We start from the raw sequence: 12,899 nt of genomic DNA on the forward strand, positions 1-12,899 counted from the left end.
GAAGCCAAAGCACTAAGGCAGTGCGAGATAGACATGTCGAGGTTTTATTCCTGACGAGCTGTTTGATATTTCGTCAAAAAAAGGGTTGCACCCGGTTGCACCTCAATCAGCTCACAGCTAATCTTGCGCCAGCTGATGCCACGCCGTACGTGGTAAACATGAGGATAAAAATATGGCTACCACCACCCTTGGGGTCAAACTCGATGACCCGACCCGCGAACGCCTGAAAGCGGCCGCAACCTCGATTGATCGCACGCCTCATTGGCTGATCAAGCAGGCAATTTTCAATTACCTGGAAAAACTCGAGGGTGGTGCAACCCTGACCGAGCTGAACGGCTCGATCCGTGCAGAGGGCGACGATGCTGGCGATGTCCAGGTCGACCACGCCCACCAGTGCTTCCTGGAATTTGCCGAGAGCATCCTGCCGCAATCGGTGCTGCGCGCCTCCATTACCGCCGCTTATCGCCGCCCCGAGCCGGAAGTGGTGCCGATGCTGATCGAACAGGCTCGCCTGCCGGCCGAAATGGCCGAAGCCACCAACAAGCTGGCGGCGTCGATCGCAGAGAAACTGCGCAATCAGAAGAGTGCCGGTGGTCGTGCCGGTATTGTCCAGGGTCTGTTGCAGGAGTTCTCCCTGTCTTCCCAGGAAGGCGTGGCACTGATGTGCCTGGCAGAAGCACTGTTGCGTATCCCGGACAAAGGCACACGTGACGCTCTGATCCGCGACAAGATCAGCACCGGCAACTGGCAGCCGCACCTGGGCAACAGCCCGTCGCTGTTCGTCAATGCCGCTACCTGGGGCCTGCTGCTGACGGGCAAACTGGTCGCCACCCACAACGAAGCCGGCCTGACTTCGTCCCTGAGCCGTATCATCGGCAAAAGCGGCGAGCCGATGATCCGCAAGGGCGTCGACATGGCCATGCGCCTGATGGGCGAGCAGTTCGTCACCGGCGAAACCATCGCTGAAGCCCTGGCCAACGCCAGCAAATTCGAATCCAAGGGTTTCCGCTATTCCTACGACATGCTGGGTGAAGCCGCACTCACCGAACATGACGCCCAAAAATACCTGGCCTCGTACGAACAAGCCATTCATTCCATCGGCAAGGCTTCTCATGGCCGTGGGATCTATGAAGGCCCTGGCATTTCCATCAAGCTTTCGGCCCTGCACCCGCGTTACAGCCGCGCCCAGTACGAACGCGTCATGGACGAGTTGTACCCGCGCCTGCTGTCGCTGACCCTGCTGGCCAAGCAATACGACATCGGCCTGAACATCGACGCCGAAGAAGCCGACCGTCTCGAACTGTCCCTGGATCTGCTGGAGCGCCTGTGCTTCGAACCGAAGCTGACCGGCTGGAACGGCATTGGCTTTGTGATCCAGGCCTACCAGAAGCGCTGCCCGTATGTGATCGACTACGTCATCGACCTGGCCCGCCGCAGCCGTCATCGCCTGATGATCCGCCTGGTAAAAGGTGCCTACTGGGACAGCGAGATCAAGCGCGCCCAGGTCGAGGGCCTGGAAGGCTATCCGGTGTATACCCGCAAGGTGTACACCGACGTTTCCTACATCGCTTGCGCGCGCAAGCTGCTGTCGGTACCGGAAGTCATCTACCCGCAGTTCGCCACACACAACGCCCATACGCTGTCGGCCATCTATCACATCGCCGGTCAGAACTATTACCCAGGGCAGTACGAATTCCAGTGCCTGCACGGCATGGGTGAACCTCTGTACGAACAGGTTGTAGGCAAGGTTTCCGAAGGTAAGCTGAACCGTCCGTGCCGCGTGTACGCCCCGGTCGGTACCCACGAAACACTGCTGGCCTACCTGGTCCGTCGCTTGCTGGAAAACGGCGCCAACACCTCGTTCGTCAACCGCATCGCCGACCAATCGATTTCCATTCAGGAACTGGTAGCCGACCCGGTGGCCAGCATCGAGCAGATGGCGACCCTGGAAGGCGGCTTCGGCCTGCCGCACCCACGCATTCCGCTACCGCGCGACCTGTACGGCAGCGAACGCGCCAACTCCAGCGGCATCGACATGGCCAACGAACATCGCCTGGCCTCGCTGTCCTGCGCCCTGCTGGCGACAGCCCACAATGACTGGAAAGCCGCGCCGATTCTCGGTTGCGCCGCCAGTGAAGAAACCCCGGCGCAGGTTTTGAACCCCTCCGACCACCGCGATGTGGTCGGCCAGGTGCAGGAAGCCACGGTTGAAGACGTCGACAACGCCATCCAGTGCGCCCTCAACGCCGCACCGATCTGGCAAGCCACGCCGCCGGCCGAACGCGCTGCGATCCTCGAGCGCGCCGCGGACCTGATGGAAGGCGAGATCCAGCCACTGATGGGCCTGCTGGCCCGGGAAGCCGGCAAGACCTTCGCCAACGCCATCGCCGAGGTCCGCGAAGCGGTGGATTTCCTGCGCTACTACGCAGTGCAGGCGCGCAACGACTTCAGCAACGATGCCCACCGCCCATTGGGCCCTGTGGTTTGCATCAGCCCGTGGAACTTCCCCCTGGCGATCTTCAGTGGCCAGGTCGCTGCCGCGTTGGCCGCCGGTAACCCGGTACTGGCCAAACCGGCTGAGCAAACGCCACTGGTTGCCGCCCAAGCCGTGCGCCTGATGCTCGAAGCCGGCATCCCGGAAGGCGTGCTGCAGCTGTTACCGGGCCGTGGCGAAACCGTCGGTGCACGACTGGTGGGCGACGAGCGGGTCAAGGGTGTGATGTTCACCGGTTCCACCGAAGTCGCCCGTTTGCTGCAACGCAACATCGCCGGCCGCCTGGACAACCAGGGTCGCCCGATCCCGCTGATCGCCGAAACCGGCGGCCAGAACGCCATGATCGTCGACTCCTCGGCCCTGACCGAACAAGTCGTGATCGACGTGGTGTCGTCGGCCTTCGACAGCGCCGGCCAACGTTGCTCGGCCCTGCGGGTCCTGTGCTTGCAGGAAGATTCCGCAGACCGTGTCATCGAAATGCTCAAGGGCGCCATGGCCGAATCGCGCCTCGGCAATCCTGAACGCTTGTCCGTCGACATCGGTCCGGTGATCGATGCCGAAGCCAAGGCCGGCATTGAAAAGCACATCCAGGCCATGCGCGACAAAGGTCGCACTGTTTACCAGATGGCAATCGCCGACAGCGACGAGTGCAAGCGCGGTACCTTCGTGATGCCAACGCTTATCGAGCTGGAAAGCTTCGATGAGCTGCAACGCGAGATCTTTGGTCCGGTGCTGCACGTGGTGCGCTACAAGCGCAAGGAACTGGACCAGTTGATCAACCAGATCAATGCCTCCGGCTATGGCCTGACCCTGGGCGTGCATACCCGTATCGACGAAACCATCGCCAAGGTGATCGACAACGTCCATGCCGGCAACGTCTACGTGAACCGCAACATCGTCGGTGCCGTGGTCGGTGTACAGCCGTTCGGTGGCGAAGGCCTGTCGGGCACCGGTCCGAAAGCCGGTGGTCCGCTTTACCTGTACCGTTTGCTGTCGACACGTCCTACCGATGCGATCCAGCAGTCCTTCGTCCGTAGCGATGCTGTCAACGCTCCGGACATGCGCTTGCGTGAAGCCATGAGCAAACCGCTGACCGCCCTGCAAGCCTGGGCCGACAGCCAGAAGCTCGCCGAACTGAGCGCCCTGTGCGTGCAATTCGCGGCCCAGTCGCAAAGCGGTATCACCCGCCAGTTGACCGGTCCGACCGGCGAACGCAACAGCTATGCCATCCTGCCGCGCGAGCACGTGCTGTGCCTGGCCGACGTGGAAGGCGATCTGCTGACGCAACTAGCCGCCGTACTGGCCGTGGGTGGCTCGGCCGTGTGGCCGGAAACCGACACGAGCAAGGCCTTGTTCGCACGTTTGCCGAAGGACATCCAGGCGCGCATTCAGCGTGTATCCGACTGGACCAAGGACGATGTGGTGTACGACGCGGTCCTGCATCACGGCGACTCGGATCAACTGCGCAGTGTTTGCCAGCAAGTGGCCAAGCGCGCCGGCGCCATCGTCGGGGTCCATGGCCTGTCCCAGGGCGAAACCGGCATCGCGCTGGAACGCCTGGTGATCGAGCGGGCGCTGAGCGTCAACACCGCTGCGGCGGGCGGTAACGCCAGCCTGATGACCATCGGTTAACGCAATAGGCTGGGTGGCCGCAATAGCTACTCAGCCTGTACAGCCCCTGTGGGAGCGAGCCTGCTCGCGATAGCGGAGTCACATCCGAAGCAGATGTGACTGACAGGCCGCCATCGCGAGCAGGCTCGCTCCCACATGGGATTAGTGTCGCCCTCACCTCTCCATCACTGCCATCAATCATCCTGTTCAGCCTCTATTTCCGGTTCTAGACTCGGCCCCATTCCAAAGAAAGGTAGGCCGCCATGTCCGAGACGTTGCTCAGTTCCCGCAATCTGGCTTTCGAGCTGTATGAAGTCCTCGATGCCGAGGGCCTGACCCAGCGCGAGCGGTTCGCCGAGCACAATCGCGAAACCTTCGATGCGGCCATCGGTACGGCCCGCAGCATCGCCGAGAAGTATTTCGCGCCCCACAACCGCAAGAACGATGAAAACGAACCGCGCTACGAAAACGGCCAGGCCGTCCTCATTCCAGAGGTGAAACCGGCTGTGGATGCCTTCCTGGAGGCCGGCTTCCTCAACGCCGCGCGCAGTTTCGAGGCTGGAGGCATGCAACTGCCCACGTTGCTGTCCCAGGCCTGCTTTGCCCATTTTCAATCCGCCAATGCCGCATCGACTTCCTATCCGTTCCTGACCATGGGCGCGGCGAACCTGATCGAGAGCTTTGGCGACGAGGAGCAGAAACGCCGCTTTCTGCAGCCGATGATCGAGGGTCGCTTCTTCGGCACCATGGCCCTGACCGAACCCCACGCGGGCTCTTCGCTAGCGGATATTCGTACACGTGCAGAGCCGGCGTCCGACGGCACCTATCGACTCAAGGGCAACAAGATCTTCATTTCCGGAGGCGATCATCCGCTGTCGGAAAACATCGTGCACATGGTCCTGGCAAAACTGCCGGACGCACCGCCAGGTGTTAAGGGCATCTCACTGTTTATCGTGCCCAAATTCCTGGTCAACGACGACGGCAGCCTCGGCCAGCGCAACGACGTGCTCCTGGCCGGGTTGTTCCACAAGATGGGCTGGCGCGGGACCACCTCCACGGCGCTGAACTTTGGCGACAACGGCGAATGTGTCGGCTACCTCGTGGGAAAACCGCACCACGGCTTGAGCTACATGTTCCAGATGATGAACGAGGCCCGGATCGGTGTCGGGATGGGCGCGGTGATGCTGGGTTACGCCGGCTATCTGTATTCCCTCGACTACGCCCGCGAACGCCCACAGGGCCGGGTACCAGACAGCAAGGACCCGAGCACCGCGCCCGTGGCGATCATCCAGCATGCCGACGTACGCCGCATGCTACTGACCCAGAAGGCCTACGTTGAAGGTTCGTTTGATCTGGGCCTGTATGCGGCGCGGCTGTTCGACGACACCACCACCCTTGAAAGCGAGGCCGAGCGCAGGCGCGCCCATGAGCTACTGGACCTGCTGACCCCGATCGTCAAATCCTGGCCGTCGGAGTTCTGCCTGAAGGCCAACGAACTGGCGATCCAGATCCTCGGTGGGCATGGCTACACCCGCGAGTACCCGGTCGAGCAGTATTACCGCGACAACCGACTGAACCCGATCCACGAAGGTACTCACGGCATCCAGTCCCTGGACCTGCTGGGACGCAAACTGGCGCAGAACGGCGGCGCCGGGCTCAAGCAACTGATCCGCCTGGTGGCCGACACCACCGAACGCGCCCAGGCGTACGAATCATTGACGCCCCTGCGTCAGCCACTGGAAGCCCTGGTGGCACGTCTGCAATCAGTGACTCTTGGTCTACTGACCGACCTGGCCCGAGGCAAGGTCAACAGCAGCCTCGCCAATTCGGCGCTGTACCTCAAGGTGTTTGGCCACATGGTGATCGGCTGGCGCTGGCTGGAGCAGGCGATCCGTGCCGAGGAAGGCCTCGCCAGGGGCAACGCAGCCGATAGCGATTTCTATCAAGGCAAGCTGCAAGCGGCGCGGTACTTCCTGACGTGGGAAGTGCCCGGTTGCCATCATGAACTGGCGCTGCTCGAGACACGGGACGACACGTGCCTGGCGATGCGGGACGAGTGGTTCTGAGCCGGGGCCGGACTATTTCTCCCCCGGCTACACCCAATCCATTGTGGGGCTTGCCCGCGATGGCGGCCTGACACCCGACCTACATCTGTGGGAATGGTCGGAGCCCGGCACAATTGGGCCGGCGTACAGCCGAAAGAGAGACGTCGGCTGTCAGGACGCCATCGCGAGCAGGCTCGCTCCCACAGATGGACCGGCTACGGCCGGGAGAAATAGATCGGCCGCCTTCGCGAGCAAGCCCGCCACAATAGGAACCGGAGCCCCCTCTCAACTCAACTTGAAGCCTCCCATCTGCCGAGCCAGATCATCCGCCAGGCGCTGCAAGGTCCGACAATCCTCGCGACAAGCCCTGACCTCTCCAGCCGTGGCCCGAGCCAGGTCAGAAATCCCCTGTACGTTGCGGTTGATCTCCTCAGTCACCGCCGACTGCTCTTCAGTAGCCGTCGCCACCTGATGATTCATGTCGCTGATGCGCTCGACCTGCCCAGTAATGGCTGTCAGCGAAACACCGGTACGTTGGCTCGATTCGACCCCTGTCCCCGTAGCCGCTTGCCCGGTGTGCATCGACGACACCGCATTTTCCGCCCCTTGCTTGAGGCTGCCGATGATCTGCTGGATTTCATCGGTGGACGTCTGGGTCCGTCGCGCCAGGGTGCGGACTTCATCGGCCACGACGGCAAAGCCACGCCCCATGTCCCCGGCGCGGGCGGCTTCGATGGCCGCGTTCAGTGCCAGCAGGTTGGTCTGCTCCGAAATACCGCGAATCACCGCCAGCACCTGATCGATGGACGCTACCTGATCCGCCAGTTCCCCCACGGCCGCCGCCGCAACGCCGATCTCATCGGACATGCTTTCAATATGCCGGATCGAACCGCCCACCACCTCCCGGGCCTGCAACGCTTCATCCCGGGCGGTTTGAGACGCTACAGCAGCATTGCCTGCATTCTGGGCGATTTCCTGCACCGTGAGGCCCATTTCGTGAACGGCAGTGGCAACCATGTCCGTCATCTCCTGCTGCCGACCGGAGCGCTGGGCCGTGTTGTCCACCACAAGCGCTACCTGGCCGACAGCCGTGCGCAGGCGCTCGCTGGTGGCGAGCACTTCACCGATCATGCCCCGCTGGCTTTCCAGGAAGCGATTGAAACCTCGCGCCAGGTCACCCAGCTCGTCGGCACGACTGGAATCTAACCGGTGGGTCAAATCTCCACCACCGCTACCGATCGCAACCAGCGCCGCTGTTACCTGGCGAATCGGACGGATCAATCCGCGAGCCAGCAGTACCACCAGAAGCAGGCATATGAATGCCACTCCGAGGCCGATAAAACAGCTCATCCACATGGCGCGACGGGCCTCGGCATAGATCTGCGACTGGGGCACTTCGGCCACCAGGGTCCAGCCCAGATCACGCAGCGGCAGGCTCAAGGCGAGGAAGTCTTCACCGTCGCGCACGAATGTGCTGCTGGCAAGCCCCTTTTGTCCCATGACTGCCTGCGCGGCGGGGGCACCGATCTGTTCGGACAATTGACGCTTGCCACTGAACCGGGCTTCGGGATGAACCTGGATCAGGCCGTCAGACCGCACGAGATAGACTTTGCCGCGCTCGCCAAAGCTGAAGTTCTCGATCAGTTGCGACAATGCCTTGAGCCGCAGGCCAAGCCCGGCAATGCCGACAACCTTGCCGGCCTGCTCGACCTTGAGGTCGATAAACAACGTCAACTCACCCGTGGCGCTGTCACTGTCGATATTGAGGGTGCGCGGCTGGTTGCCATCCAGGAAGGAGTAGAACCAACCATCGGAAGGGTTGCTCCGGGCAAGGGTCCGGTCCAGGCCTTTTTCCGTGTAGTAGCGACCGGAATTGGCGCCTACGATCAACACGGTAAAGGCGTTATGCCCAGCGCGGATACCTTCCAGATAACGCACGAAGCCGGCTGTAGCTGCGCTGTCCTCACCCCCGGCCAGCCACTCTTTGACCATGCTGTTGCTGGCGATGTCCTTGGCGGCCGTCAACGGCTGGACCAGAATTCGCTCGATGTCATTGCGTGTCGCTTCGATGCTCGACGGCAACGCCTGCTCCACGAGGTACTGCTGGGCCAGGCGATTGACCACGAGGGTATAAACGCCAACCACGATGAGAATACTCACCAGCAGGGCGGTGCCCATGCCAAGGATCAACTGCCACTGAATACTGCGTCGCCAGAACCACATGAAGCACCCCCAGGGAATAAGATGCTGGAAACGCTGCAACAGCCATGCCGATTGTATACAAACTTATCGACAATCTACTGCCTGGGTGTACTCATATTATTTTCAGGCTTGCTGGATGGTCTTGGAGATGACATCGACCGTGGCGCTGACCTGCTCTTGGTAACGATCGAGCTCTGCCTGATGCCGCTTCTGCATTTCCATCTGCTGCGAGCACAGGTTCATTGCTGCCAATACCAACAGACGGTCACCGATCAGCGTCGGGTATTTTCTCTTGGTGTCGGCCAGGGCAGCCTTGAGCATCGCAGCGGCGTCCAGCAGGGCCTGTTCCTGCCCGGCCGGTGCCTTGATCGAATAGTCTTCTCCCAGGATCGAGATCACCGTCACCCCATCGGCGCCGTGCCTCATGCGCTGACAGGACCGGTGCTGGCCCGCTCGATCAATGCCTGGATACGGGCGGCGGTAGTGCCGTGGAGTTCTTCCTGTTCCATCAGGCTCAGTTGCAGGCTTTCGTTTTCATCCTTGGCCCTGGCAAGTTCCGCGCTCAGGGTTTCGTTCAGGCCGGTGAGGTGACGATTCTGTTGCACCAGGTCATTGACCAGTTGCTCCAGCTGGCTGAGGGATGTTTCCAACATATTGATTTCCAGGCTTTTTCAGGGGGCGCGTACGATAAAGAAAAGTCACCGCCGATGCCATGGCTTGCAGGACGACGGTGCTTCGCTGGCGAGTTGTAGAGACTGCGAATGGGGAATCTGGTTCCTGCCCTTCGTCGCACCGACGATGCGACTGTGCGACAAAAGCACGCAGCGGCCTCAAGACTTCAACCCCATGACCGATAAGTCAGTGACACCAGCCACAGCCCGCACGGACGCGCTTCTTCCCGGTACCTTCCATGTCCCTACGTAATATGAATATCGCGCCGCGGGCGTTCCTGGGGTTTGCCCTGATCGGCGCCCTGATGCTGGCGCTCGGGGTGTTCGCCCTGACCCAGATGAGCAAAATCCGCAGCTCCGGTGAAAACATCGTCGAGAACAGCGTGCCCAGCATCCAGGCCCTGGACGAATTCACCCAGCTCACCCTGCGTCTGCGCGTCTTGTCCTATCGCTTGCTGGTCAACCGCGAGCCGGATATCCAACAGAAAACCTTCGAGCTGTTCGAACAGCGCAACCAACAGATCCGCGCGGCCCAGACCGCCTATGAAAAACTCATCAGCGCCCCTGAAGAGCGGGCCGCTTATGACCAGTACGTGCAACTGCTGGGTCAGTATCGTCAGCTCGAAGAACGGATGAAGACGCTGTCACGCAACAATCAGATTGATGAATTGCGCACCCTGCTCAACACTGAGCTGCTGAGCAATTCCGACGCCATCAATGTCGTCATCAACCGCTTGATGGAGATCAACAATCAGCAAGCCGAAGCGCTCAACCAAGGCGCTACGCAACAGTACTCGACCGCTTTCAATTGGGTCGTCGTTCTGCTGGTCATCGCCACCGGCCTGACCTTGCTGTTCGCCTGGCTGCTGACCAACAGCATCACCCGCCCGATTGGCAGCGCCCTGGGTGCCGCCGAAGAAATCGCCAAGGGTAACCTGACCCGGCCGATCACCGTGGATGGCAATGACGAAGCCGGTCGCCTGTTGCGGGCAATGGCGACCATGCAGGAAAAACTGCGCGATACCCTGCAGCGGATCTCCGGCTCGGCGACCCAACTCGCTTCCGCCGCCGAAGAGCTCAACAGCGTCACCGACGAAAGCGCCCGTGGCCTGACCCAGCAGAACAACGAAATCGAACAGGCCGCCACCGCGGTCAATGAAATGACCAGCGCCGTGGAAGAAGTGGCGCGCAATGCGGTCAGCACCTCCGAAGCCTCGAAGAACGCTACCTCCTCCGCTGGCGACGGTCGGGACCTGGTGCAGGAAACCGTCAGCGCCATCGAACGCATGAGCGCCGACGTGCAAGGCACTGCCACGCTGATTGGCAACCTGGCGGATGAATCCCGCGACATCGGTAAGGTGCTGGATGTGATCCGCGGCTTGGCGGACCAGACCAACCTGCTGGCCCTGAACGCCGCCATCGAAGCCGCCCGTGCCGGTGAAGCCGGTCGCGGCTTTGCCGTGGTAGCGGACGAAGTGCGCGCCCTGGCCCATCGCACCCAGCAGTCGACCAGCGAGATCGAACGCATGATCGGCAGCATCCAGAGCGGCACGGAACAGGCCGTGGACTCGATGCGCAACAGCACCGAACGCGCCGAGTCGACCTTGAACATCGCCCGCGGCGCCGGCCTATCCCTGGACACCATCAACACCGCCATCGTCGAAATCAACGAACGCAACCTGGTGATCGCCAGCGCCGCCGAAGAACAGGCCCAAGTGGCCCGTGAAGTGGACCGCAACCTGGTGAACATCCGCGACCTGTCGGTGCAATCGGCCACCGGCGCCAACCAGACCAGCGCCGCCAGTGCCGAACTGTCGCGCCTGGCGGTGGACTTGTCGCGCCTGGCCGCGGCCCGCTGGGCCGCGGCGCGGCCCCCAATCAAATCCCTACGTTTGTAGCTGATGTACGCTCACCATTTAACGACTGCTTCGCAGCCGAGCGGGAGCAAGCTCCCTCGCCACAGGCCCCGCTCAGGGCACAACGGCTTTGAAACCCAAAAGCTTTTTTGACAGCATCGCATTTCAACAGGTTAGAATCGCTGGCACGCAGACTGCATGGTCAGTTTGTGCCCGTCTTTCAGTTTTCCCGGAGTACTGCCTTTGACTGCGACGACCATCAACAGCCTGTTCTTGATCGGCGCGTTGCTGGTGGGTGCGAGCATCCTGGTCAGTTCTCTTTCTTCCCGACTGGGCATCCCGATCCTGGTGATCATCCTGGCCGTGGGCATGGTCGCCGGCGTCGATGGGGCCGGTATTCTTTTCGACAACTACGCCACGGCCTATCTGGTCGGTAACCTCGCGCTGGCCGTCATTCTGTTGGACGGTGGATTGCGTACGCGGGTCTCGAGTTTCCGAGTGGCCTTGTGGCCGGCGCTGTCGCTGGCAACGGTCGGAGTGTTGATCACCACCGGATTGACCGGTCTGGCGGCGGCGTGGCTGTTCAATCTGAATTTGATCCAGGGCCTGCTGATCGGCGCCATTGTCGGCTCGACCGATGCCGCGGCGGTGTTCTCGCTGCTGGGCGGCAAAGGCCTGAACGAGCGGGTCAGCGCCAGCCTCGAGATCGAGTCCGGCAGCAACGACCCCATGGCGGTGTTCCTGACCGTGACCCTGATCGGCATGCTCGCCAGCGGCCAGACCGACCTGGAATGGAGCCTGGTGGGGCATCTGGTGCGTGAGTTCGGCATCGGTGCGGTGCTCGGCCTGGGCGGCGGCTGGCTGATGTTGCAACTGGTCAACCGGATCAACCTGGCCAACGGCCTTTACCCGATTCTCGTCATCAGCGGCGGCCTGGCCGTGTTCGCCCTGACCAACGCCCTGCACGGCAGTGGCTTCCTGGCGGTGTACCTGTGCGGCCTGGTCATCGGCAATCGCCCGGTGCGCAGCCGCCACGGCATCCTGCACATGCTCGACGGCATGGCCTGGCTGGCACAGATCGGCATGTTCCTGGTGCTGGGTCTGCTGGTGACGCCCCACGACCTGTTGCCGATCGCCCTGCCCGCCCTGGGCCTGGCGTTGTGGATGATCCTGTTCGCACGGCCGCTGTCGGTCATCGTCGGCCTGCTGCCCTTCAAGGCCTTCCATGGTCGCGAGAAAGCCTTCATCTCCTGGGTCGGCCTGCGTGGCGCGGTGCCGATCATCCTGGCGGTGTTCCCGCTGATGGCCGGCCTGCCCCATGCCCAGCTCTATTTCAACCTGGCGTTCTTTATCGTGCTGGTATCGCTGCTGGTCCAGGGCACGAGCCTGCCCTGGGTCGCCAAGTTGCTGCACGTCACGGTCCCGCCGGAACCCTTGCCGATCTCACGGGCGGCGCTGGAGGTACATGTCACCAGCGAGTGGGAGCTGTTCATCTATCGCCTCGGGGCGGAAAAATGGTGCATCGGCTCGCCCCTGCGGGACCTGAAAATGCCCGATGGCACCCGTATCGCGGCGCTGTTTCGTGGCCAGCAACTGCTCCATCCGTCGGGTAGTACGGTGCTGGAAACCGACGATCTGCTCTGCGTGATCGGTCATGAACATGACCTGCCGGCCCTTGGAAAACTCTTCAGCCAGGCGCCGCAACGGGGCCTGGATCTGCGCTTCTTCGGTGACTTCGTACTCGAAGGAGACGCCCAGCTGGCCGCGGTTGCCGCCCTGTACGGCCTGAAGCTGGACGGCATCGATCCGGACATGTCCCTGGGCCGCTTCATTGCCCAGAAAGTCGGTGGCGCGCCGGTGGTCGGCGACCAGGTGGACTGGAACAACACCTTGTGGACCGTCGCGGCCATGGACGGGAACAAGATCGGCAAAGTGGGCGTCAGATTCCCCGAAGGAAGTCGCCCGGGTCCCGGCTTGTTCCTCTAAACTGCTCCCATTCTTCAATTTGCTCGTCCGGTCT

At 61.9% G+C, this 12,899-nt stretch carries 7 protein-coding genes and 1 pseudogene; 4 read left to right on the plus strand and 4 right to left on the minus strand.

Features of this window, described 5'->3' with window-relative positions; genetic code table 11:
• Positions 1-172 precede the first annotated feature (172 nt).
• Positions 173-4,126, plus strand: coding sequence for a trifunctional transcriptional regulator/proline dehydrogenase/L-glutamate gamma-semialdehyde dehydrogenase (gene putA, locus N005_RS06465; protein ID WP_047700441.1), 3,954 nt, complete (start codon positions 173-175; stop codon positions 4,124-4,126).
• A gap of 242 nt (positions 4,127-4,368) precedes the next feature.
• On the plus strand, positions 4,369-6,171 hold the full coding sequence (locus N005_RS06470) for an acyl-CoA dehydrogenase (RefSeq protein WP_047700442.1): 1,803 nt from the start codon (positions 4,369-4,371) through the stop codon (positions 6,169-6,171).
• 264 nt (positions 6,172-6,435) lie between these two features.
• Here N005_RS06470 and N005_RS29935 read toward each other — a convergent pair whose 3' ends face one another.
• From N005_RS29935 to N005_RS06485, 4 genes and pseudogenes are all read right to left on the minus strand, one after another.
• Positions 6,436-7,281 carry a methyl-accepting chemotaxis protein gene (locus N005_RS29935; protein WP_408003360.1) on the minus strand — a complete coding sequence of 282 codons (846 nt, stop codon included), beginning with the start codon at positions 7,279-7,281 and terminating at the stop codon, positions 6,436-6,438.
• Between the two features lie 21 nt (positions 7,282-7,302).
• Positions 7,303-8,373: pseudogene (locus N005_RS29940) on the minus strand (cache domain-containing sensor histidine kinase); the annotation flags it as partial.
• Positions 8,374-8,475: 102 nt separating this feature from the next.
• The gene (locus N005_RS06480) at positions 8,476-8,778 is read right to left on the minus strand and encodes a cell division protein ZapA (RefSeq protein WP_047700444.1); all 303 of its coding nucleotides are present in this window, start codon (positions 8,776-8,778) and stop codon (positions 8,476-8,478) included.
• Entirely contained in the window at positions 8,775-9,005 is a 231-nt protein-coding gene (locus tag N005_RS06485; protein WP_041024593.1) for a hypothetical protein, read from the minus strand. Before N005_RS06485 ends, N005_RS06480 begins: the two co-directional genes overlap by 4 nt.
• Positions 9,006-9,262: 257 nt before the next feature.
• Between N005_RS06485 and N005_RS06490 the strand changes: the two genes are divergently transcribed.
• On the plus strand, positions 9,263-10,921 hold the full coding sequence (locus tag N005_RS06490) for a methyl-accepting chemotaxis protein (RefSeq protein ID WP_052126362.1): 1,659 nt from the start codon (positions 9,263-9,265) through the stop codon (positions 10,919-10,921).
• Positions 10,922-11,122: 201 nt separating this feature from the next.
• The gene (locus N005_RS06495) at positions 11,123-12,865 is read left to right on the plus strand and encodes a potassium/proton antiporter (RefSeq protein ID WP_047700445.1); all 1,743 of its coding nucleotides are present in this window, start codon (positions 11,123-11,125) and stop codon (positions 12,863-12,865) included.
• The last annotated feature ends 34 nt before the right edge of the window (positions 12,866-12,899 follow it).

The organism is Pseudomonas mediterranea CFBP 5447 (assembly GCF_000774145.1).
GTDB lineage: Bacteria > Pseudomonadota > Gammaproteobacteria > Pseudomonadales > Pseudomonadaceae > Aquipseudomonas > Aquipseudomonas mediterranea.